Source organism: Thermosphaera sp., from assembly GCA_038827615.1.
Taxonomy (GTDB): Archaea; Thermoproteota; Thermoprotei_A; order Sulfolobales; family Desulfurococcaceae; genus Thermosphaera.
In genome coordinates, this window is record JAWBNK010000001.1 from 53,662 (window position 1) to 75,669 (window position 22,008).

General features: G+C 47.9%; 22 protein-coding genes and 2 tRNA genes. 18 read left to right on the top strand and 6 right to left on the bottom strand.

The window, feature by feature from the left end; translation table 11 throughout:
• Positions 1–73: 73 nt before the first annotated feature.
• The gene (locus QXH45_00350) at positions 74–931 is read right to left on the bottom strand and encodes a hypothetical protein (protein MEM2077708.1); all 858 of its coding nucleotides are present in this window, start codon (positions 929–931) and stop codon (positions 74–76) included.
• 228 nt (positions 932–1,159) lie between these two features.
• Here QXH45_00350 and QXH45_00355 point away from each other — a divergent pair, with 228 nt between their 5' ends.
• The 14 genes from QXH45_00355 to QXH45_00420 all read left to right on the top strand — a co-directional run bounded on the left by QXH45_00355 (position 1,160) and on the right by QXH45_00420 (position 12,951).
• Complete coding sequence (locus QXH45_00355) at positions 1,160–2,092, top strand: MoxR family ATPase (protein MEM2077709.1); 933 nt, start codon at positions 1,160–1,162, stop codon at positions 2,090–2,092.
• Complete coding sequence (locus QXH45_00360; protein ID MEM2077710.1) at positions 2,089–2,853, top strand: hypothetical protein; 765 nt, start codon at positions 2,089–2,091, stop codon at positions 2,851–2,853. Before QXH45_00355 ends, QXH45_00360 begins: the two co-directional genes overlap by 4 nt.
• Positions 2,843–3,943 (top strand): hypothetical protein, encoded by a 1,101-nt coding sequence (locus QXH45_00365; GenBank protein MEM2077711.1) that lies wholly within the window; start codon positions 2,843–2,845, stop codon positions 3,941–3,943. The genes QXH45_00360 and QXH45_00365 overlap by 11 nt, the downstream gene beginning before the upstream one ends.
• The gene (locus QXH45_00370) at positions 3,940–4,173 is read left to right on the top strand and encodes a hypothetical protein (GenBank protein MEM2077712.1); all 234 of its coding nucleotides are present in this window, start codon (positions 3,940–3,942) and stop codon (positions 4,171–4,173) included. The genes QXH45_00365 and QXH45_00370 overlap by 4 nt, the downstream gene beginning before the upstream one ends.
• Before the next feature lie 19 nt (positions 4,174–4,192).
• Positions 4,193–5,665 carry a hypothetical protein gene (locus QXH45_00375; protein ID MEM2077713.1) on the top strand — a complete coding sequence of 491 codons (1,473 nt, stop codon included), beginning with the start codon at positions 4,193–4,195 and terminating at the stop codon, positions 5,663–5,665.
• A 1-nt stretch (position 5,666) separates the two neighbouring features.
• A complete protein-coding gene (locus QXH45_00380; protein MEM2077714.1) occupies positions 5,667–7,004 on the top strand; it encodes a DUF58 domain-containing protein in 1,338 nt (445 codons plus the stop codon).
• Positions 7,005–7,226: 222 nt separating this feature from the next.
• The gene (locus QXH45_00385; protein ID MEM2077715.1) at positions 7,227–7,859 is read left to right on the top strand and encodes a hypothetical protein; all 633 of its coding nucleotides are present in this window, start codon (positions 7,227–7,229) and stop codon (positions 7,857–7,859) included.
• A gap of 128 nt (positions 7,860–7,987) precedes the next feature.
• The gene (locus QXH45_00390) at positions 7,988–8,554 is read left to right on the top strand and encodes a hypothetical protein (protein MEM2077716.1); all 567 of its coding nucleotides are present in this window, start codon (positions 7,988–7,990) and stop codon (positions 8,552–8,554) included.
• 132 nt (positions 8,555–8,686) lie between these two features.
• Complete coding sequence (locus QXH45_00395) at positions 8,687–9,289, top strand: winged helix-turn-helix domain-containing protein (GenBank protein MEM2077717.1); 603 nt, start codon at positions 8,687–8,689, stop codon at positions 9,287–9,289.
• A 93-nt stretch (positions 9,290–9,382) separates the two neighbouring features.
• Entirely contained in the window at positions 9,383–9,520 is a 138-nt protein-coding gene (locus QXH45_00400) for a hypothetical protein (GenBank protein MEM2077718.1), read from the top strand.
• A gap of 102 nt (positions 9,521–9,622) precedes the next feature.
• Positions 9,623–9,937 (top strand): hypothetical protein, encoded by a 315-nt coding sequence (locus QXH45_00405; protein MEM2077719.1) that lies wholly within the window; start codon positions 9,623–9,625, stop codon positions 9,935–9,937.
• Between the two features lie 67 nt (positions 9,938–10,004).
• On the top strand, positions 10,005–10,688 hold the full coding sequence (locus QXH45_00410) for a hypothetical protein (GenBank protein ID MEM2077720.1): 684 nt from the start codon (positions 10,005–10,007) through the stop codon (positions 10,686–10,688).
• 26 nt (positions 10,689–10,714) lie between these two features.
• Positions 10,715–11,905, top strand: a complete 1,191-nt coding sequence (locus tag QXH45_00415) for a signal peptidase I (GenBank protein MEM2077721.1) — start codon at positions 10,715–10,717, stop codon at positions 11,903–11,905.
• Positions 11,902–12,951 (top strand): hypothetical protein, encoded by a 1,050-nt coding sequence (locus QXH45_00420; protein ID MEM2077722.1) that lies wholly within the window; start codon positions 11,902–11,904, stop codon positions 12,949–12,951. The genes QXH45_00415 and QXH45_00420 overlap by 4 nt, the downstream gene beginning before the upstream one ends.
• Here the strand turns inward: QXH45_00420 and rbcL are convergent.
• On the bottom strand, positions 12,948–14,285 hold the full coding sequence (gene rbcL / locus QXH45_00425) for a type III ribulose-bisphosphate carboxylase (protein ID MEM2077723.1): 1,338 nt from the start codon (positions 14,283–14,285) through the stop codon (positions 12,948–12,950). The two genes, QXH45_00420 and rbcL, sit on opposite strands and share 4 nt — an antisense overlap.
• 84 nt (positions 14,286–14,369) lie before the next feature.
• Between rbcL and QXH45_00430 the strand changes: the two genes are divergently transcribed.
• A complete protein-coding gene (locus QXH45_00430; GenBank protein MEM2077724.1) occupies positions 14,370–14,834 on the top strand; it encodes an archease in 465 nt (154 codons plus the stop codon).
• Here QXH45_00430 and QXH45_00435 read toward each other — a convergent pair.
• Both QXH45_00435 and QXH45_00440 read right to left on the bottom strand, forming a co-directional pair.
• Positions 14,813–15,385: an archaemetzincin family Zn-dependent metalloprotease gene (locus QXH45_00435; protein MEM2077725.1), complete on the bottom strand. Its 573-nt coding sequence runs from the start codon at positions 15,383–15,385 to the stop codon at positions 14,813–14,815. The two genes, QXH45_00430 and QXH45_00435, sit on opposite strands and share 22 nt — an antisense overlap.
• Before the next feature lie 61 nt (positions 15,386–15,446).
• A tRNA-Phe gene (locus tag QXH45_00440) sits at positions 15,447–15,519 on the bottom strand.
• Positions 15,520–15,598: 79 nt separating this feature from the next.
• Here QXH45_00440 and QXH45_00445 point away from each other — a divergent pair.
• Positions 15,599–16,297: a nucleotidyltransferase family protein gene (locus QXH45_00445; protein ID MEM2077726.1), complete on the top strand. Its 699-nt coding sequence runs from the start codon at positions 15,599–15,601 to the stop codon at positions 16,295–16,297.
• A 280-nt stretch (positions 16,298–16,577) separates the two neighbouring features.
• On the opposite strand, the gene QXH45_00450 is transcribed toward QXH45_00445, so the two are convergent.
• Positions 16,578–17,477: a hypothetical protein gene (locus tag QXH45_00450; GenBank protein MEM2077727.1), complete on the bottom strand. Its 900-nt coding sequence runs from the start codon at positions 17,475–17,477 to the stop codon at positions 16,578–16,580.
• A 191-nt stretch (positions 17,478–17,668) separates the two neighbouring features.
• A tRNA-Gly gene (locus QXH45_00455) sits at positions 17,669–17,744 on the bottom strand.
• A gap of 275 nt (positions 17,745–18,019) precedes the next feature.
• On the opposite strand from QXH45_00455, the gene QXH45_00460 reads away from it, so the two are divergent.
• Positions 18,020–18,775 (top strand): metallophosphoesterase family protein, encoded by a 756-nt coding sequence (locus tag QXH45_00460; protein ID MEM2077728.1) that lies wholly within the window; start codon positions 18,020–18,022, stop codon positions 18,773–18,775.
• 64 nt (positions 18,776–18,839) lie between these two features.
• Positions 18,840–21,980 carry a DEAD/DEAH box helicase gene (locus tag QXH45_00465; protein ID MEM2077729.1) on the top strand — a complete coding sequence of 1,047 codons (3,141 nt, stop codon included), beginning with the start codon at positions 18,840–18,842 and terminating at the stop codon, positions 21,978–21,980.
• Positions 21,981–22,008: the final 28 nt, after the last annotated feature.

The following is a 22,008-nucleotide window of genomic DNA, read 5'->3' on the forward strand; positions in this document are numbered from 1 at the left end:
TTTACGTTGTGAATGGTCTAGAAAACATGTGTTACATTTATTTCCAAGGATGTATGGAAGTTTTAAAAAATGTTTATTCTCCCCTACTCGTTCTCTTCTCCGCTTCTACGAGAATCTTCTTTACAAGGTAGAATACAACGGGGATTAATACTAGCGCGAATGCTACTGCGATGCTTACGGATAGCGTTCTCAATACTTCGCTGACGAGCGGGTAACCGCTGAAGATGGCTGACAATCCCACGAAGATGAACACGAATACGACTATGAACTGTAAGAAGGGCGCGAGCTTCGCGAAGTCCGGGTGTGCGTCGACTATGGTCTTAAATACTTCTACGACTATTATTACTCCAACCGCGATGGCGGTAACACCTACTAGTAGGGGGTAGATTAGCGTCGACGGCAGTTTCAACAGGGTGAAAGACACCGTTAATACGATGGCTATTAAACCAACTAGTAGCAGGTTCTCTATTAGGGCTATGAGGGATTTGTAGGTTTCGCTGAAGCCAGCGCTCAAGAGGGTGCCTATATACTTTGCGAGCGATACCGCGAGCACTAGTCCAAGCGTTATCACCGCTATGCCTCCTATTAGGTATGGTAGGTAGGAGACTACTCCATATATCAGTTCGCCCGCCTCCCCGCTCATCGGTATGTAGCTTATCGCGGCGACGAGGGATATCGATATGATGAATGCTTTAGTCAAACCCCCTATGAGCTCGGAGAACTCGAGCCCCATCGTGACAAGGGTCTTGCCGAAAGGCGTGGTTGAAATAGGTCTTTCAACATATCTTCTCAAGACTTTGGTAACTATTCCTCCGACGATGATACCCACCACTACTCCGAGAATTATCCATATTATCGCAGCGATCACTCCGGGCACAGTGTTGACGAGCTGAGTTGATAGGGTGTTTCCAAGGTCTTCGAGAGTCGCCATAATGACCCCATAATATATTATCAGACGAGTTAAAAATAAACATTAACTTCCAACCCACAGTTAGCACACATTGCGAGATGGTGTTGCATGGCCTGAAGACATGGTGAAGATCCCACTGAGGATGTCGCAGCTCCCGCGCTGTTGTTGAAAGCTTGTAAACCTCCATCGTGTCGTAGCGATTCTTTTTTAAGAGCCGTGATTGTTAAATCTAGTCATAGAGTGGACGCGATGTTCTTCAAGCTTGTCGAGGAGAGACTTGTTTCCTCCGGGATTTTGATAGAGAAGGAGTACGAGGTAAAGATGCTTATAGCTAGCATGATAGCGAAGGGCCACGTCCTGCTTGAGGGTGTTCCAGGCGTTGCTAAGACCACCATGGCTAAGGCTGTTGCAAAGCTCTTCAGCCTTGAGTTTAAGAGAATCCAGATGACTCCGGATCTGTTGCCCGGCGATATCATCGGTTTCTACATGTATGATCAGAGGAGGGGCGAATTCCGGTTGAGGAAGGGACCCATCTTCACCAATATCCTCCTCGCCGACGAGGTTAACAGGGCTTCCCCGAGGACTCAGTCAGCCCTCCTCGAGGCCATGCAGGAGAGGCAGGTAACGATAGAGGGCGAGTCGTTCAGGCTCGAGGAGCCGTTCATGGTGATCGCGACTCAAAACCCCGTTGAAATGGAGGGTGTTTTCCCTCTGCCCGAGGCCCAGCTTGACAGGTTTCTAGTTAAGATAACCACTGGCTACCCCTCTAGGGAGGGTTTCAAGGTCCTATTGAAGCGAATAGAAGAGTTGGAGCAAGTTGTCGATGATTTGAAGCCCGTCGTGCTCAAGGAGCAGGTGGTCAAAGCCGTGGCAGAAGCCAAGGGCGTCAAGGTTGATGACTCGATAATTGACTACATCGCAATGATCGTGGAGGAGACGAGAACTCACCCCGCCGTTAGGCTCGGGGGCTCGCCGAGGGCAGGCATAGCTATTCTGAGGTTAGCCAGGTCTTGGGCGTATCTTGAGGGGAGGAACTATGTTATCCCTGACGATGTTAAAGCAGTGGTTAAGCCGGCTTTAGTTCACAGGTTAATACTGAAGCCAGAGTATGAAGTTGAGGGCGTTCAACCGGAGAAGATAGTTGAAGACGTGTTGGGTAAGATACCGGTGCCCAAGCCGTGAACACGCGCATCGCTGTGCTCCTGCTAATGCTGTTAGCAAGCTCGCCGATGATCGCGCACGGGGAGGCGTTAGACCAGCAACTACGCCATACTCCCGGTTTCCCCGGCTCTATTTACGATGAGGAGTTGTTGAGAGAGATCTTAAACATGCTTAACCAATGGCAGGGGTCTAACACGGGGGGAGCACCCGTGGATCAACTCATTCCACCGCAGACGGGTACGCCTGGATCGGGGTCTCAAGGACAAATACTCCCCAGCTTCTCAGACATAAGTGTCCCCAGCGCAGAGCTACCAAGCTTTCCCAGCGTTTCAGCGCCGTCTCTGCCTACACCACAGCTACCCGGATTCGCAATGCCTGATCCATGGTTGGCGGCGTTGATTGCTACCACGGTACTAGTTGCAGTGTTAATTACCCATTTCAGAGGCTCAATAGCGGGCACGATCTATTCAGGGCTCAGAAAGCTTAACGCTCCATTTAGAGGGAGGGGTCTTCCGAGGGTGGATAGCTCAGACCCTATAGCGCTTTACTGGCTGGGCGTAGAATACGTTTCACGTTGGACCGGGCTCAGTAAGCTGTCAACGGATACGCATCGAGAATATCTCTCCAAGGTCATCGATAAGCTCAATGCTTCGAAGAGGAATATGTTTGCGAGGCTTACTGAGTGCTATGAGCTCACGAGGTTTGCACACGAAGAAAGAAGCGAAGTCGTTGAGGAGGCTAAAAGGTCTTTCAAGACACTGGTGATGGGTGGTGAAGACTAGAATTCTGCTAGAGATTGCACCTAGGATCACATCCCTCCTGGTTTTCCACAGCATCGTTGAGTCACTATTGAGAGTTGATAGGATGCTTGTTCCACAATTTTACCTGTCTAATGGATGGTTGCAACTAGTTGATACCTTCATGGCCTATGTTACAATTAGCCTCGCGATAGGAACCGTGGTCTCCGCCTCTCCAATTCTGTACTCCTTAACATTGGCTTCAAACATATTAATGGACTATGGTAGCGGGCTCCAAGTATCAATTATCAGCTTAGCGGGTCTTGCAATACTCTTGGGATTTAGCTCCCTGAAAACAGGGTATAGAGATGGACAGGAAAGAAGTATTAAATATGTTGATAAATGGGGGTTCGCTAAGGGGTTGGCGTGGACAATAGTTTTTCCAACTCCCTTGATCATAATATCGTTAACGCTCTCTTCATACTCTTTCACTCTCATTCAAGGGTTTGTCAAGGCGGAGACTCCTCTTATGAACCTGTTATCGTTGAATCCTTTAGTCAAGTTTTCACTCATCATGGCTTTAATAATAGTAAGTTATAAGATAATTGACAACTTGGTCGAATCCGCGGTATTGTTCATATTTCCATCGCGCAAGTTCTCGCTTAACACACTTACTTCTAGAGACGATATCGACGTACTGTTTAATCCTTCCCTAGGCTTCATCAGAAGTATCATCTTAGGCTCCATACTATCCCCCTTCATATATGCTGGGCTGGACGCTTTGATCACTCAAGCTCTTCGGTGGGCTGGCTCGTTCATCACTATTGCGTTCGTAAGGGCCTTGCTCCCCTATTTTGTATTCTTTCTCGCAAGTTATATTATCGGGAGAGCTTTTTCGAGTTTACACAGAATGAACGCATGGAGCACGATCATGGTAGTGATTTCTATTTTCACCATTCTATACGTCTCGGGCGTGTTATACGCCTACTACTACACCGGCGATTTTCTACTCTCGCTCATACAGCCTGACTTCCACGGATTGATTGGGAGGATTGAAATGGTGTTTACAAATTATTATGTCTCATTCTTCTATCTTATAGATATGGTTGGAAATTTAATGGGGTTTGCGCCGTGAGCTCGGAGAAGAGCGTGAGGAAATCCAACAGGGCCCTGATCTTCCTGCTAGTGAGTATATCCCTCTTCATCATTTCAACGCTATTCCTACTTTGGTCGGTGAGCTATATGGAGAGGAGTAGAATAGCTACTTCGCTAGTGTCAGCCCTCATTGGTTTTTCGCTTCTTACCGCCGCTCTCTACGCTTTAAGGCTGTCGGCTTACATATACGGGGTTGAGAGGGGCGAGTAAGATAAGGGCTTGATCATTGATGAGGAGTCCTCAGAGAACGAAATCTATGATCCGCCCGCTGGTCACATCATCGATAATACTAGTGTTGTTTTTCGCGGGGATGGTGGGATTGGTTGAAAAAGGTCCTCCACCCTACTCTCTACCGGTGGGGGCGTCTCCGCTGAATCCTGGCAACCTCGGTACTTCTGAACTCTATGGCATCATTAGAAGCAAATACTCATATACCATGATAGCGAGAAGCGTGGACGAAGTGTATTTCGGGGAGACCCCAGGGAGATGCCTCCTAATTGTAATATCGCCTGAGAAACCCTATTCGCCAAGCGAATCAAGGCTGTTGATGGAGAGAATGTCGATGTGCGAGGAGCCGGCCATGATCGTTGCTGATGAATACACTTCGTCAAACAATATCCTGACGTATGTTGGCGTCTCCATTGCTGGACGCATCTACGTTAAAGCATCCGACGGTCTTCCATATTTAAATGCCTCATTCATCGTGGACGGTGGAAACGTGAACCTCCTGCTCGATATAGCCTCAAGTGTTCAGGGAGGACAAAGAGTCCTGGGATATGCGGAGAACGTTGTCCCAATTGATGATCGGTCATCGCCCCCGTTGAACATTACGGTTGCATCTTACTCGGAGGCCCGGATTCCTCGCTATGATGGTTATGGGGCGGTTAATCTAAAAGCCATTGTTCTCAGCGATGGATCTATCTTCCTAAATCAGGTCTTAAGGTCGGATCGAGGGCCAGAATATGTCAAGGTAGTCATGGGCTATGTCGACATGTTATGCGAGAGCGCTCCCGATTGTAGGATTGTCATCGAGGCTTCGAAATACGAAGAAGTGAGCTCTAGCGAAATGCTCAGAGATCCCCAAGTGCTTTTGAGGACGGCGAGCACGGATTGGATGCTGACGGCAACTCTCTTAGGGGTGGTTTTGCTACACCCATCGACCTGGTTTACACCTTTCCTATCCTACACGGGGGAATTGTTCCTCTCTATCGTCAATGACAGACACGCTGGTATCCCGTTGATAGCGCTGGTGTCGGCTCTAGTATATCTTTACACGAGCAGGAGGATTCCGGGGAAAAGGGATGAGAGGCTCCCAGAGCAGGTTGAGAGGGAAATATACGCTACTCACGGCGTGAGAGAGAGGGTTCTGCGAGGGAGGTACGACCTATCCCGCAACGACTTCACAGCCTTATACAGTATAGTCGACACGTACATGCTCGAACTGCTTGGTGTATCGTTGAAGCAGCCTGAAGCAGTTGAGGTGCTCTCAAGGTTCGTTGGGAGAGATAGTGCTGAAAAGTATGTGCGCAAGATGAACAAGCTTTACGAGAAAGCTACTTTGGGGAGAAAGCTCCCGTTAGTTTTCTCATGGGGCAGAGTGGTGAAGCAGATGCTCAGGGATACTGAGGCTTTGCTGAACAAGCTCGGTGCATCCCTCTCCGACGAGAAAGGGTATGAATATCTCGAGATGAGGAGGGCTTAGCTTGTCCTCCAGTGTCTACGCTACCAGAAGGATTCTAGGGGTCCTTCTACTGTCAGCTGTATCAATCTCCATGGGAGCGTTTCTCGATTTCAAGTTAACACTCATTGGGTTGTCCCTCTTATTCGGGACTCTTGCTTTCAAAGGTTACGTTCTAATAGCAGGGCTGGCGGCGTCAAGGCTTGAAGTTGACTGGGTTTACAAGGGTAATATAGAGGGTGAGGAGCTCGAGGTAGTAGCCCTCCTCAAGAATAAGACCATCGTTCCCATAGGTTTCTTAGAAGTATCTCTAAAATACTCCCCGAACCTACGGCTTATCGAAGGAGCTAGGGGAGGAGTCCTAGCCATCCCTCCTCGTTCAATTGTTCAATTCAGGGCTATCTTTAAAGCAAGGGTGGGTTGCCACAAGATTGGACCCTTCACGGTAGTGGTTAGGGATGTATTGGGATTGTTTAGAACCGATGAGTTCGAGATAGGAGGCAACATATGCGTTAAGATTAAGCCTAGGGTAAGCGAGCTGGTGGTTAAAAAGCTTTTCGCGTATTCGAGGACGGTTGGGTTGACCAGGTCTGGGAGGCCTGGTCATGGGGTTGAATTCTACGATGTGCGCGAGTACAGGACGGGTGACGAACTTAGGAGGTTGGAGTGGAAGAGGCTTGCCTCGAGGAACCTATTGGCGGTTAAGGAGATGGAGCAGGAGGCTTTTCAAAACGTGATATTCATTGTCGATGCTACTAGTTTTACGATGAGAGGTCCTTATGGAAATACTCCCTACGAGCATGTGGCTAGGATAGTTTCATCGACGGCGAGGGCCTTATCTGCTAGAGGAGATGCGCTGGGACTCGTATTGTACTCTGACAGGAAGGTTTTATCCACGGGGGGATTGACCAGGGGGAAGAGAGCATTTTATGAAATAGTCAACCTGCTATCTACGTTAGAGTATGATCCAGCACCCGTGGCTGATGAGGAGGCGAGGTTGGGTTCTATTAGCAATGCGCTGAAGGAAACGCTTAGAATAATGCCTCGCGAAAGAAACGCGGTATTCTGGTTTACGACCACTGGGGGCGAGGCCTACGCTGAAAAGCTTGCAGGCATTGTTGAGAGGCTGGCAGGGATGGGAAACAACGTTTACGTCATAATACCGGTGATCACCGCCTACGAACTCCTCGACCTGGATAAAACCGCGAAAATGATATACAGAGTAAAGACGGCACAGCAAACTAGGAAAGACATAGGCTTCGCAAAATATCTCAGGAAGCGGGGAGTAAAAGCTGTCGCAATAGGTCCCGAGCATATTCCTCAACTAGTTATCGACATTGTGGAGACGCTTTCTACTCGCTGACTTACCATTTTAACAGGGATTAAACCCTGTTGAAGCTTATTAGAAATCTTCACCCTCGGAATCAGTAAACTCGATCGTTCACAAAACGCGTCGAAGGCGTTGGCGTTTCAACCCCTAAACAGGGACCTCTGCAACCGGGGGGTTATTAAACTACATGTCTCCGCGTTGAACCCAGAAGTATTTTTACTCGGTTAGTACTCTATTAGCAGTATAGTGAGCATTATGGATCGAATTCCGCTTAAAGCACTACTCTCGATCTCGATTCTGGCACTTTTTCTTTCAACTCCGTTATCAACAATCGCGGAATCCCTTGTTTACAGGGAGGGAGATTGGGCATCCTATAAGCTCACCATTAACATGGGAGGAGTTGAATGCGTCTATAGAGTTAGGCTTAGTGTTAAATCAGTGAACGATACCGTCGTTAGGTATTCGTTGGCGCTCGAAGAAGTCGTTAAGCAAGATGAGCAGAAATGCCAGCTCGCAGCTACGCTGTTAATGCTGGGGCTGGCCTTCTCCTCGAACATTGAAAGAAACGTTTCATCCCTAACGCCTGAGTCGAGGGAACTATTGATAAATCCCTCGTACACTGGAGAATACACCGTTAGCAACGGGTTTAAGACGTCCTACGTCAAAGGAGTCCTAACTCTACTAGAGGGTGAGAGCACGGACATCATTGTTACTCGGATCAAGGTAGAACTGGTTGATACAAGCATAAGCATGGTAAAGCTTTACCAGCAGGCTCCCCTATTGCTCATCGCAGGATTAATGGTCGCCGCAGTGGTCACTACGCTTGTATTGATCACTAGGAGACTACGCCGAAAGAGAACCTCTCCCGAGACCGGCGCGACCTCCTAGTGTGAACCCATCCATTTTACCCCTGTTTTCGACCTATTTGATTGAAAGATAAGGATTCACGATATGTATCGCCTCTACATTTTCTTTATAAAAGAACAAGCTTATTTCAAAAACAAGGTGCTTATATCTTGGCAAATGTTTTTCCATTAATGATACTTCTCCTCTCGCTACTAATAATAGGGGTTGGCTATGGACTGTGGAGCGATACTCTTAAGGCGAATGTTTTCATCCAAGTGGCACCCTCTGATCTCGATATCGGCTCTTGGAAAGTTTTCGCTAGATTCAAGTGTGGGTACTGCATAGGTTATGATCAAGTATACTTATCCCCCGGTAACGATACACTGCATGTTTTGATTGGAAACTCCCGTGTACAGTACTTGTGGGTTGGCCTAGTTATCGAGAACAATAGGGCTTTGAATTCGTACCTGGACAATATAGAAGTATGGATCGTTGACTCAAGTGGAGAGTATAACATTACTCCGATCACATACTTATACGAACCCGTTAAGACGGGGGTTGGGAACATGCCTTACTGGGGTAGATTGACTTGCAACGATCTACCGGTGCAGGGATATCTCCCTGGCTACCCAGTGTTGGTGAAACCAGGTTACAAGATGGTTGCTTGGTTGTTTATTTCGCTTGATTCGCTTGAACTGAGTAATGTGGAGGTTAGGGTTAAACTAGTCTCGCATTAAAATCGTACACCATTATTTTCGATTAATCAGAATAATAGTTAATGATACTAAAATATTATTCTGAATATATAAAAAATACAGAAGATTTATATGGAGTATTTCAGATATAATATATAAACCGAAGGTTTTATAATGAGTAATAGGACGAAGATTGACATCGTTGAGAGAATCCTTGACTATTTAGCCAGGGAGGAGAAAGCTCTCAAAACCCATATTCTTTATGCTTCCAACCTGAATAGTAATAGCTTGAGCAGATACTTGGATTGGATGGTTAAGCTTGGCTTGATCAGTTATTTCGAGGATGGGAGAAACATCATTTACACTATAACCGAGAAGGGCATAGAAGTCCTCGAAGGGATAAGGAACATTAATGATTTAATAAATGCTAAAAGAGATATTTTGAGCGAAGAACTAACTCTTTATAGGGATGTCTTCAAGAGGACTTTTGGAGGGGATGACTTCACAGTATCCTACGGGTCTATCATTGGAAAATCGGGTCTAACGCATTCTCATCTAATAGTCAAGTATGGGGGCATCGAGTATCTATTACTCTCCATTAATGAGGCCAGAGTCTCCAGGCACATGCTCAGGAGCGTGGGGTATTCTCTCCTAGTGTCGGATGACACAGGTCTTCCATTGCTTATTGTTTTAAGGAACAGAGGGCTTATTGACCTAGTCAGTAGAATAGCTTCTCTCGTCAATCCTAACAGGGTAGTTAAGACGATAGTAGTTTGATACGTATGATCAATATGGATGGTTAGTATATATAATTCTTGCCCTAGTGTTTTAAGAATACTATTCTATCATCCTAACTTAAAGGTGTAATATATGAACTCGATATCAACAATAGCTGGATTAACCTTCGTAGGGTTAATGCTTGTAGCTCTAGGCGTGGCAGCCGCCATGTGGATGGAGACGTTGAAAATAAACACTTACGTGGAGACTGGAGAAGTCAAGATGAAGTGATCGGACTGGTACTGCAGTGATGAGGGGCCTGACCCCCAGGCAGGAAACAATTTCCACAACGAGGAGGGAAAGGATGTTGCACAGTGCTATGTCACCCCCGAGTTGTTTGATGAGGAGGATAATGTTATCAAGGTGAACATAACCCTGGTTAACGCGTACCCAGGCTATGCTCCAGTAATATATCTCTATGCGGACAATATTGGAACGATACCGGTGAAGCTACTCGAATACTCTATCTCGGAGTACGACGAAGAGGCTTTGACGGTCATCCTAGATATACCATCGGATACTCAGGTTCACCCGGGCGAAGCCCTTGCGTTGAACCTTGGGATAATAATTAATCAAGAAGCCCAAGAGCTAACATCATACTCGTTCGAAATAACCTTCACGTTCGCACAGTGGAACGAGGTGCCCTAATTTTTTTAAACATGTTCACGCCCGCTCATAACGGGCTTGAATTCGTAACATGTATTGGTGTATTGAGATGAATAAAATCATAATATATGCATTAAGCATCGCACTCATAGGCGTATCAGTCCTCGTAGGACTGGCCATGTGGTCGGACAACTTAAGCGCGAACTCCTACGTGTCCACGGGGGAGTTGGACTGGCACATTGTAGCTGGGCCAACCATCTGGCTCGACGCTTGCGGGCTTCCACCAGGCTATGGAATGTTTAAGGGGAACGATTGGAACGCATCGCTACTCCCCATGCCAGGAGCTGTTCAATTAGATAAGGATGTCGGATGTACTGATGTGACGCTGATAGACTCGGATGGAGACGGAGACTACGACGCAATGAATGTTACGCTAGTCAACGTCTACCCGTGGTACTATACTCACATAGCTATCAAGGTGCACAATGACGGGACGATCCCGCTTAAGATTTGGCGCGTAGTCTTCGATGGACGCGAATACTACGAGATAAACGAGGGAGAGCTTAACCAGGGCGTTGAAGTAGACTTAGACGGCGACGGATTACCGGACATACTTGTGTGGTGGGGCGATAATTTCGGAGTTCAACTTCATCCCTGCCAATCCGCGGACATCAGCTTCGACTTGACGATACTTCAGACAGCCCCCCAGGGGGCCTCGCTGTCTTTCACAATATACTTTGAAGCTATAGCTTGGAACGAGTACTACGTGCCCTCTCCAACCCCTGCTCCGTGACCGGAGTGAAACGTAGAGTGTTCAAAATGATAAAACCTTTTTTTAAGCAAAACCTTCACATAATTGTCTCGCTTCTATCATATCTCATTGTTTTCTCTGGATTATTCCTCAGGGCTCTTTATGGTTTATCCTTCTATCTCGTGCCCTCAATGGTTTTTCTAATATCCTTCATCATAAATTATGCCTACCTGAGAAGGTATTGGGTAGGGGACTCTGCTTATTTCAATGCATTATCTTTCATCACTCACCTTGCAGTATTTGTTCTCTCAGGGTTGCTTGCAGGGTTGGGCTTCAACACGTTGTTGATGACTCCGCTCGGATACGTCTTAAACTCCGCGCTAGCCATATCCACGGTCCTCTACCTTGAATCCTTCCGTTCGGAATTGGTCTTCAAGAATTTGAAACATGCGGGTCCGCTAACAGTTTTCATAGCGCTGTCCATCATGACATCGCTCATGTATACTCTCGTGTTCGAGGGTACCGGTATCAGCATGACCTGGTTTATAAAGTATTTATCGTTCACAGCATATTCTATCGTTCTCTCATTAATTGCGCGGCGGTTTAGCTTCAAGACTCAAGCGATAACAATGACCTCCTACGTAGTATTCTTCAGACTGGCTCCTGTAATCCCGGCTAGAACCACCATCCTACTAACTACACTTCCATTGATTACGCTTTCAATTCTTCTACCAGGCCTCCTACACCTCTTTTCGAAACCCATCACTCTTCGAATCATCCCCTACAGACTGCGCAGGCGTGGGCGATTACTCACCATATTTCTAACAGCGTTATCCTTTGCACTCTTCGCATCTTTTCTCTTTGGCGTTAGGTTTTTCGCAGTCAGCAGTGGTAGCATGACTCCATCGATCAATGTAGGAGATGTAGTGGTTTCCGCGCCTACTTCACCAGGCGGGATCAAGCCTGGCGACGTCATAGTTTTCAAGGGCGGTTCAAGCATCATCGTCCACAGAGTTATTGAGCCTGCGGGCGACGATTGTTTCATAACGAGGGGGGATGCTAACGAAAGCCCTGATCCCCTGTGGGCTTGTGGAGGCAGTATCATTGGAAGAGTGATCTTCACCATCCCCATGATAGGATGGACCACTCTATACTTGCTCCAGGCTACCGGCAGCTTGAATGCATCCATCTCGCTAATATTGTCTTTATTATCTTTAATCTACGTTTACTATATCGTAAGAGGAGTTGTCAGGTATTGAAAAAACTTTTCTCTAATTCGAGCTTAGTTCTTAAAAACCGCGCGAGGGTCTTTTCGATCGTTGTCACCATCGCATTCATAGCTTTATTCGCGGTGGGCGCGTTCTACCTCTCGGAGAGCTATAGGGTGCAGCCCTACGTTGTTCACAAAGATGTTTTCAAAACCGCTGAGCTAAGCTCTCAAGTAGGTTACAATGTTTACGTTAAGCCATCGCTCATTTACGATTACGCAGGAGTAGTCAATTATTCGACCATATACCTATCTCTCGCGGACAGTATAGACTACTTTTTTAACATCTCGTGGTTTGTAAGCAACAGTACTAGTTATGGTTACGTGGAGAAGCTGGAACCATTCGTCCGCCCTGCCCTATCTATCTCTACTTCATCATGGAGCAAGAACTTCACTATAGAGCCGGATGTAAACGCCTCTGGAAACACGATCAGCGTTAAAGGAGCTTTCAACATCTCCGACATAACTGACCTCGTTGAAGCTATCGACTCGGAGATAAGAGTTACTTCGTGGAGGTTTGACGCAGTAATAACGATCGAAGTCGGAGTCAACGTTGCATACTCCTCCGGTTTCAGAACCACGTATGTTTTGAAGCCGTTGATTACGCTGAGCTTCAATAGAATCTACAACTTATTATCGATAACAACAGAGGGTTTATCGAATACTTACAGCGTTGAGAACCAGAGAACAGTTGAAAACACTATTAGTTTACCGCTCGGAATTAGAGCGAGGGTTTCAACCGTGAGGAGCCTGGCCGCGATCTCCACTCTAATATCAGGTGCTTTATTAATGGCTCTGACGTATGCGACTTTGCGAGTATATGGAGTAACGGGGTTGAGGAATGGCAGGGTGAGGTGGAAAAGCGTCAAGGGGAGGCTTGAGGAGTATCGTTTCAGGACAATAGTTATAGAGGATCCTGCCGATTTTGAAGCCCTATCCAAGAGGTTTGATGTGCCGATCGTGTACTCGGATAGCGAGAAAAAATACTATTTAGTAATCGGGGATACCGCGTACGTCTATGCGGAGAAAACAAGCTAGATAGGTTTGACAAAACCCCACTTCTCCAACGCTCTCACCAGCTCCCTGTGGGTTCTAGCGTACTCGTCGAGAGGAATACCCTTCACTATTGCTTCGAGCGCTTGTCTAACGGCGGCTGCGCCGGCTCTAGGACCATCCGGGTGTCCTACGACTCCTCCTCCAACCTGCAAGACAATGTTCGTGCCCAGGGCCTCCACGACAGGTGGAAGATTGCCTGGGTGGAGCCCGCCAGAGGAGACCGGCACCGCCGGCTTTATATGATGCATCTCCTGAGGTAAGTGGAAAACGTCGTCCGGATCTGGTTTGAAACTGCTCTCCCTGAGTATCCTTGCACACCTTACTACATCCAGCTTTCCTCCTTCGAGCTTCCCTGCTCCCGCAGTACCTACGTGTAGCTGATCGACTCCTATCACTCTGTAGAGCTTGGCGAGGACGAACATCGATATGCCGTGGTATGGGTTCCTAGTAAAGGAGGCATGCATTGCTCTGTGAGCGTGGACGGCTAGCCCGTACTCCTCGGCCAGGTCCCTGATATAGTTTAAAACTCCCCACCCGGAGACAACTACGTCCACCATCACGTAGGGGTTCCCGTAGTCTGCAACGAGTCTAAGCCTCTTCTCCATCTCCCTAACGTCGGAGGTTATGTTTGCGAACCATACCTTCCTCTCCCCGGTTTCTTTTTCAACCTTGTCGATAACCTTCATGATGGACTTAGCCCTGGCTTCGAAGCTACAGTATTTTGGACTAGTCAAGTTTTCATCATCTTTCATGTAGTCCAGTCCGCCCATTAACAACTCTGTTGAAAGCTTTTCAACTTCTTCGGGCGAGTAGCCCACTTTGGGCTTTGGAACTGTACCCACGATGGGCCTATCATGGATCTTGAAGATCTCCCTAACTCCTTCAACTCCTTTAGACGGACCCTTGAAATCCTTCAGGAACTTTCTAGGCAGGTAAATGTCTTCAAGCCTTAATCCCTCTACACGCCTCATCCCGAAAATGTTTCCAGCAATGCTCGCCAATAATCCCGGGATGTTTCCCTCTTCAAATAATTCGACAGGATAAGCGATCTTAACGATCCACGAGCCATCTCTCATGTCTATGAATTCATATGCTCTCCCGCTAAGCCTTCTAACTCTCTCAACATCATACCAGCTGTATATCGAGGTCCAGGTCCCAGTGCTACTTTCAGCGGCCACCCCTCCGGCAGCATCATCTATCGTGAAGCCTTGTGCGGGTTTGATTCTGAAGACAGCTATCACATGATTATCGGGGTCAGGAGTGAAGGATTTGTCAATGTATTCATGATAGGTTTCGAAGTCGAATTTTTCAGGCACCACAATACCCTCCGGTAGGTTTAAACATAAATTGTTCAAGAGGGGTAATAAACATTAAATTGGTTAAGGCGGAGGCCGGTGATCATGGAGGATGCTTCGATCGGCTTGCGCGAGGGCTTCGAATTCCTTGAACATATGAGCGATATCTATGTAAGAGCTCGCGGCAGGAGCCTTTTAGAGTTGCTTGAGAACTCCGGGCTTGCACTGTTTGAAGCGATGACTGATACTTCAAAACTACTCGAGAGAGTTGATAGGACCGTCATCGCCGAGGGCTTCGATCTCGAGAACCTTTTGTATAAATGGCTCGAGAACCTCTTAATCCTTTACTACTCCGAGCGCTTAATGTGCAAGAAGGTGAGAATTGAAGAGTTTAGGATCGAAAGGGAGAATGGAGACGAGCGTTACTTCGTTAAAGCCGTGTGCAGGGGCGACTTCTTTGACCCAAGCATCCATGAAGCAAGGGTTGAGATTAAATCTCCCACATACAGTTTGATGAGGATTGAGAAGACGGCGGATTATTGGACCGCTTACTTCGTGCTAGATATATAAGTCTTAATCAAGCCTGCGCATTGATTACAGAAGCGTTCAGTCTTCTCATCAACCTCCATAATGCTGTTGCTGAACCTCATGACGCAGGACTTGTTACCGCAGTGTTTGAGCCCCAGCAGGTGTCCAAGCTCGTGAACCACTTCCTTAGAAAGCCTTTGTGAATACCTGCTGGGATCTGGTGGTCCACCGTAAAACTCCGTTCTCAAACGCTTAGTGAACACCACGGCGATGCCGCGGGATGGGACGGCCTCTCCGAACACGAAGTTCAATCCGTACTCGTATCCATCAATGTAGCCGATTCCGAGGATGAGAATACTCCTGCTAGCACGGAAGATCATGAAGTGCTTGTCAAGCTGATCGATCAAGCACTGGGCGACATACTGTCCTCTATCCCAATCGAAACACTTTAGAGACGGCTTAAACACCCCGGGCCAGGGGATGACTTCGGCAGTAACTCCCACCTCTGCAAGCGTTTTTGAAATACTTTCCTTCAAGCTGTCCAAGTACTCTAGCACGCCGTGAGTAGTCATCGGAACCAGCAGTATCTCCATACGATAAACACCAAGCCGATCTAGTTTTAAGAAAAACACGAAGGGTTTAATAAAACAGGAGTGCCGCCGCGGGGACTTGAACCCCGGACATCCCGGTCTTCAGCCGGGCGCTCTCCCAGCTGAGCTACGGCGGCCTATATTTTCTTAGATTATCAGGGTTTATTAGTTTTATAATTTAACTCCAGGATATATAAAAACGTAAGGTGTGATTCAATGCTTGCGGCAATTCTCGCTGGTGGATATGGCAAGAGGCTCAGACCCTTCACTAATGATGTTCCAAAACCCATGGTTCAAATAGGAGATAAGCCCCTGATCGATTGGCAAATTGAATGGTTGAAGAAACATGGTTTCAACGAAATAATCTTGCTGGTTGGCTACAAGAAGGAGAAAATGATCGAGCACGTGGGAAGCGGGTCTAAGTACGGCATTAGAGTCACCTACGTTGTCGAGGATGAACCTCTTGGCACGGGCGGAGCGGTGAAGAACGCTGAACACATTCTTAGCAGGGCAAACGTATTCCTCGTGGTCAACGGAGATATAATAACTAATCTCGACCCGACCCGCCTCATCGAGAAATTGGATTCAACCCCAGGATTAATGGGCGTTATAGCCTCCATCCCCCTCCCAAGCCCCTATGGAGTGCTGGAGATAAACGGGGATAGAGTGCTCGGGTTCGCAGAGAAGCCGATGCTCAAAGACTACTGGATCAACGCTGGAGTGTACGCTTTGAAGCCTGAGGCGTTAAAGTACTTTCCCGACAAGGGAGACCTGGAGAAGACAGCATTCCCAGCGATGGCGAGGGAAGGAGTCCTCGGCACCGTGCAGTACGTGAACGTGTTCTGGAAGGCAATAGACACGTACAAGGAGCTGGAGGAAGCATCCAGGATCCTCTCGGAAAAATACGGCTGGTAGCCAAGCAATTCGATCCGATCATCAGTCATTTAAGGCCGAGCATTTTGAGTAGATGATGGGATCGTTAAGCACTTTCCCGCATCAAACCGTGACTGCGCAAGCCGTAATTCTGCTTTATTTCTGGACGAATGCGGGTTCAAATAACCACAGTGTTATGTTTAACCATCATTTTTCAAACTCACCAGGCTAGCAGTAGGTCGCGCATGGTCAGTCGACCACCCTGAACACCTATACCGCGAGCCCCGATATACTCATTTCAGGGTTTTCGCCTTCACCTTGTTTAAGATTTAAAGGGGCACACCCGGGCAAGGGGGAAGCCGAGCCTGGGGTAAACGTACTTGGGTATGGCCTTAAGCAAGTGCCTGCCGGGCATTTCGTAGGGGGTTGGAAGAGGTGTCCACCGAGGATGAATTTTAAACTCCATTGACCAGAACTCCCGGACCTTGAGAGCGTCTAAAAGCCCGTTCTTATCCAGGAACATGGGGTAATCCCTATACCCTCTAGGGCTCATCCTGCAAGCCCTTTCCATGAAGGCTATTACTTTACTCACTGGAGGCTTGACCCATTCCTCCTGCGTCTTCAACGTCGTTATTTTCAACGCATTTGCAGCGGCTTCTTCATAGGGGTTGTATCCATGCGGAGACCTTGTGTTCCGTATGTATCGAAGATAGACAGGTCTATGGTCGATAGTCTCCACTATGGTTGCAACATATTCTGTGAGGAAGTGGAAGTATTCATGTTGAAGCACTGCGTAACAGCAGTAGTGGAGTGAGTCGGCGAAGCTTATCGAGATGGTCTTGTGCATCATTAATGCGAGAGCCGAGAGGCGGGGGACGTGAACGTAGATGCCCCAATTCTTGTAGAGGTGGAAGGGTGAGTACCAGGCCAACGCATCTACGCCACGCCCCTCTATTATTCCCATAATCTCCCGCTCATGATGCATTCCCATTTCATACAATTCTTCGATGATTTTGCGATCAACATCGGGCTTTTCACGGTATTGACTAGTATCCTCCTCGTCCTCCGTAAAGCCCTCTTCCGATGGCGTGCCGTATCTCTGCTTGACTAATCTACCCCTTAGAGAAATATCCGGCGGTTCCGGCTCCACGTCTCGAAGATCGTAAAAGGATGAATATTCATTTCTTAAGGCTTCTACGAGTTCTCGCAGGTGATTTATCATCAAACTACCTCGAGAGCCCAAATATCTTCTCTGTGAATCTAGAAATAAAAGCGTGTCTGCCGAACGGAGAGAGTCGAGATAGACTGGTGGAAAGTGCCACGCGCACTCCACTGAGCAGAATACTATGTGCAACTCGTTGAGTGATTATGGGGCCTGGAGCATTATTCAATGATCGAATCGTAGAGGTGCAATGCGGCGGCCGGGATTTGAACCCGGGATCTCCGGCTTGGAGGGCCGGCGTCCTAGTCCAGGCTAGACGACCGCCGCATCAATATATTGAGTATTATGGGGATGTTTATAAAACTTGCAGGATCTTATTTAAGCGGTGTAGCGATATATTGGTTTAGTGATGATAAGAGGGTCTCATGAGCTAGGAGGCTGTGATGAGAGCCGGAAATCCTGAATGATTGTCACCGTTTTAGATCCTTTCGCATACCCTAGCTTTTCCATCCCAAAAGGGTTTCGCGCGAGCGTTATACGGGATTAAGGCGAGCCCGAAGTCTTTAATTTCCTCGTCGAGGATAGTATGTGTCGTGGAGCACATGAGGATATTATTGGTTTCGGACATTCACGGTAACATGGAGGCTTTTCGCGCAGTTCTCGAGGGGGCAGGGGCTTGGGATGAGCTGTGGGTTTTAGGTGACCTGGTCGACTACGGCCCCGAGCCCGATAGAGTTGTTGACGCTGTTAGGGAGTTGAAGCCACGCATCGTTCTCTCGGGGAATCACGACTACGCTGTTGCGAATGGGGTTGATTGCGGATGCGGCGAGAAGACCCATGGTCTAAGCGTATATACTAGGCAACACATATCTCTCAAACTACTATCTAAGGAGCAGGTGGCCTGGCTCAAGGGCTTGAAGCCGATGGAGGAGGTTGAAGCTGGAGGGGTCGGAGTCATCGCAGTCCACGGCAGCCCTCGCAACCCCCTTTACGACTACATGCTCCCCGACCTTCCACGGGAGGTTTTAAAGAAAATGCTTGCCCCTCAATCATCAAGTTATGCCTTACCGGGGAGACAGAGAGCGCTCGCCCAGGGCGTGATTGTCTCGGGTCACACGCATTTTCCAGCGGATTTTAAGATTGATTCTTCTAGAGTATTAAATCCTGGCAGTGTTGGACAGCCTAGGGACGGGGATCCTCGGGCGTCTTGCGGATTACTCGATACTGATACCTTGGAGTTCAGAGTCGTCAGAGTAAAGTACGATATCGGTGCAGTATTATCCAAGCTCAACAACCTTGTCACTGATCGCAAGGTTTACGAGAGTCTTGCCCGAATCCTTCTCCACGGAAGAGTTTGAAGCGGTTTTCAATGGTTCAAAATATTTAGGACGATAGATTTTATTGAGCTTTGAATTAGAAGGAATGAGTATAATGAATTTGGTAACCAAGAGCGTCTTGGAATCCAAGGGGTATAGTTTCATAACTTTCACGGAGCCCCCAGTCGAGCCATCCTACTCTGAACTGCTCTTCAAGGATGTTGTAGCAGAGTTTGCCTCCATAGAGCTTGGAAGTAGACGTTTGTATAAGCATCAATTAGAGGCTTTTGAATCACTTGGCAAGGGGCTTAATGTTCTACTTATTGCGGGCACAGGAAGCGGCAAGACAGAGGCCTGGATGCTGTATGCGCTGGACAGGATTAAGCGTGATGCGAGGTTCAGAGCCATCGCTCTGTACCCTACTCTGGCTTTAGCTAATGATCAGATAAGGCGTATCGAGAAGTACGTGGGGCTGGTCGGGGGCAAAACCATTCAAATAGACAGCGTTAAGAAGGAAGAATACGTGAAGAAGCATGGTTCGACGTGGCTGAGAGAAGCAGTCGCTACCTCTAACGTTGTAATCTCGAATCCTGCTTTCCTAATGCATGATTTAAAGAAGTACCTTCTGAGGAAGTCTCAGGGAGTCCTGGCGGGTCTGTATAGTAAACTCGACCTCATCATCGTGGATGAGATCGACTTTTACGACCCCCGTAGCCTCGCCCTCCTAATGGGCGTTGTACAGATACTAAGTGATATAAGCGATGTGAAGCCTCAAGTAGCTGTTTTAACAGCTACTCTCTCAAACCCGGATGACATGGGCTTGTTTCTGAAGAAGGCAACTGGGCGCGACTACGCTGTAATACAGGGGGAGCCTTTTAGAATAACCAACCACTACTACATCGTCCTCGGCAAGAACCTCGGCGAAGTATACAAGAGCGTGAGGAGAGTATGGTTTGAAGCGGTTAAAGCACACCCCGAACTCCTGCAGTACAATAACATAGTTGAAGATTACTCGAAGTTCGAGAAGGAGGCTTACAGGATAACATCGATTCTTGAGGGACTGGGGTACGAAGTGCCAAGTATAAGTGTCAACCCGGCTGAGATAATCACGGAGTTTTTCAAGGACGACTACGTAACCCTGGTTTTCACTAGGAGCATTAGCTCGACTGAGGAACTCGTTAGAAGCATTAAACAGTACGTAGGGGAGGATGCCCCGCTCGCAAGCCATCACCACCTGGTGTCGAAAGCCAGGAGAGAAGAGGTTGAGGAGAAAGCCAGGAGGGGCGAGGTCAAAGTCATAGTCTCGCCGAGAACCCTGTCTCAGGGAATAGATATAGGAACGATCAGGAGAATCGTACACCTAGGACTCCCCGACGACGTCAAAGAGTTCTATCAACGCGAGGGCAGGAAAGGGAGGAGGAAGGAGCTCGAGTACGCGGAGACCATTATAATACCCTATACCAGGTGGGATAGGGAGCTGTTGAACAATGGGCTCGACACGCTGAGCAAGTGGCTCGAACTAGGGGTTGAGAAGACGCTTGTGAACGAGGAAAACCTGTACATTCACTTGTTCACGGGCGTGGTTAAGCTTAAATCCCCTTGGTATAGAATGGAGCTCAGCCAGCTCGAGAGAGAAGCCTTATCTAAAGCTGGAATCCTCGCAAAGGATGGTGTCAATCAAGAACTCCTAGACTGGGTTTTCGAGAGAATGAACTTCTACGAGTTCGCACCTCCGTACGGGATTAAAAGATACATTGAAAAGAACGGCGAGTTGAGGCCGTTGGAGCCCATTGGTCATGTAGATTTGATCGAGAAGTTCCAGCCGGGCTGTATAGACTATTCGGAGGACGCGTTAGTGGTTTCAATCGAGTATGGTAGGACGTCTAGGCACGTTAGAAGCGTGATCGAGAAGCCGATAAAGCAGATAGACTTCTACTCCCACGATGCATTATCCATCGCCGCGGAAGAGTACAAGTACGTCAAGATGAACTGGGGCGAGAAGCCCAGTTTGATCAAAGATCTTTTAACGGGGAGGATAACCAGCGAAGAGCTCTGCGTAGTGTACGTCCCGAGAAACGGGTTCGGCAGGTATAGGAAAATCCCAGAGAGATGCATATGGACTGTGAGGTCGGAGAGGCCGAGATACGCTAAGGTAGACAACAACCCGCTAGTCTTCTATGATAAGAAGACCATATACGTTCCGACGCCAACGGGAGGAGAGTATAGGGATTTCACGTACGGCTACATATATGATGTTGAAATGGAGGAGGATTCCGAGCTCCTGAGGCTGGCACTGGCGGCGTTGATGGTTCTGCTGAGGAGAAGGCTGGGCATAGCTTTCGAGACAGTCATGTACGATGTTGTCAAAGTCGGCGAGTACAAGTACTTCTCCCTTCATGAACCAGTATCAGCCGGCGTAATCGACAAGCTGGACTGGCTGAGCATTAGGAGTGAGGTTGAAAAGTATGCCTTCGACGATTTGGATAGAATACTAATATCTAGCATAGATGACATAGCGTACTCGACTCTCGTATCGTTGAAGTTCAATTGGAGTCTTGTGAAGGCCGAGATGCTAAGGGTTATAGACTACGTGCTAGCAAAGGAGAAGATAAGAGCTATAATTGAAGGCGTTGAAACACTCATCCCTCGTCCCAGCCCAGCGCTGAAGACCCTCTCCCTAGCAATCATAACTGAAGTGTTGGATGAAGAGGCTACATCTCCAAGCTTACTCGTTTCTATAGGTTATTATGATGGAGGCGTTTCGAGAGTTGTGTCGGAACTCTACCCGCCGATCCCATATATCAAGCCGCCGCCCCAGGTACTGGAGGTGGAGAGGGAAATTCTTGACAAGGTCTTATACGAGGACTTCAAGGTCGTGGTTGAAGACAGGAGCGCGGTGCTGAGGCAGCTGAGGACTGCAAACCTCAGGCACTTGTCGAGTCTACTGGAGAAGGAGTGGGATAAAGTGATAGACTTAGCTAAGAAGTCATCAGACTACTCAGTGAAGATGTTCACCCCTGAAGCTGTATCCCTGATAGAAGATAGGGATCAATGGATTCAGCCGGCTGACGTTCAACTCGTGCTGAAGAGATTGAGGGAGAGTAAGAGTCTAACCGATGACTTGAGACGAGAGCTTCAGAGGTTCTTGTCGAGGAAAGCTAGGCTTAACTACATAGCTAACCTGGTTTTAAATGAGTTGGCACGAAAGAAATCGTTGAGGAGCGGTGGTGGGACGGGGGTTATTTGAGAGTAAGGCGCCATCTCACCGCGACTTT

Bases quoted from the DNA above. Each gene is read 5' to 3' on its own strand.
- QXH45_00375 (MEM2077713.1), top strand. From the start codon at position 4,193: ATGAGGAGTCCTCAGAGAACGAAATCTATGATCCGCCCGCTGGTCACA.
- QXH45_00445 (MEM2077726.1), top strand. From the start codon at position 15,599: ATGCTTGCGGCAATTCTCGCTGGTGGATATGGCAAGAGGCTCAGACCC.
- QXH45_00435 (MEM2077725.1), bottom strand. From the start codon at position 15,385: ATGGAGATACTGCTGGTTCCGATGACTACTCACGGCGTGCTAGAGTAC.
- QXH45_00350 (MEM2077708.1), bottom strand. From the start codon at position 931: ATGGCGACTCTCGAAGACCTTGGAAACACCCTATCAACTCAGCTCGTC.
- QXH45_00355 (MEM2077709.1), top strand. From the start codon at position 1,160: ATGTTCTTCAAGCTTGTCGAGGAGAGACTTGTTTCCTCCGGGATTTTG.
- QXH45_00460 (MEM2077728.1), top strand. From the start codon at position 18,020: ATGAGGATATTATTGGTTTCGGACATTCACGGTAACATGGAGGCTTTT.
- QXH45_00430 (MEM2077724.1), top strand. From the start codon at position 14,370: ATGGAGGATGCTTCGATCGGCTTGCGCGAGGGCTTCGAATTCCTTGAA.
- QXH45_00400 (MEM2077718.1), top strand. From the start codon at position 9,383: ATGAACTCGATATCAACAATAGCTGGATTAACCTTCGTAGGGTTAATG.
- QXH45_00385 (MEM2077715.1), top strand. From the start codon at position 7,227: ATGGATCGAATTCCGCTTAAAGCACTACTCTCGATCTCGATTCTGGCA.
- QXH45_00415 (MEM2077721.1), top strand. From the start codon at position 10,715: ATGATAAAACCTTTTTTTAAGCAAAACCTTCACATAATTGTCTCGCTT.
- QXH45_00395 (MEM2077717.1), top strand. From the start codon at position 8,687: ATGAGTAATAGGACGAAGATTGACATCGTTGAGAGAATCCTTGACTAT.
- QXH45_00465 (MEM2077729.1), top strand. From the start codon at position 18,840: ATGAGTATAATGAATTTGGTAACCAAGAGCGTCTTGGAATCCAAGGGG.
- QXH45_00410 (MEM2077720.1), top strand. From the start codon at position 10,005: ATGAATAAAATCATAATATATGCATTAAGCATCGCACTCATAGGCGTA.
- QXH45_00450 (MEM2077727.1), bottom strand. From the start codon at position 17,477: ATGATAAATCACCTGCGAGAACTCGTAGAAGCCTTAAGAAATGAATAT.